Origin of the sequence: Sutterella seckii, assembly GCF_009183815.1 — a bacterium.
Lineage (GTDB): Bacteria > Pseudomonadota > Gammaproteobacteria > Burkholderiales > Burkholderiaceae_F > Sutterella > Sutterella seckii.
In genome coordinates, this window is record NZ_WEHX01000301.1 from 1 (window position 1) to 209 (window position 209).

A 209-nucleotide genomic window follows, 5' to 3' on the forward strand; every position below is an offset into this window, starting at 1 on the left:
GAATTTTGGACAATGGGGGCAACCCTGATCCAGCCATGCCGCGTGCAGGATGAAGGTCTTCGGATTGTAAACTGCTTTTGTCAGGGACGAAAAGGGACGCGATAACACCGCGTTCTGCTGACGGTACCTGAAGAATAAGCACCGGCTAACTACGTGCCAGCAGCCGCGGTAATACGTAGGGTGCAAGCGTTAATCGGAATTACTGGGCG

1 rRNA gene is annotated in these 209 nt (G+C 53.6%); it reads left to right on the forward strand.

The features are described 5' to 3' along the window. Positions 1–209, forward strand: a 16S ribosomal RNA gene (locus tag GBM95_RS12235); the annotation flags it as partial.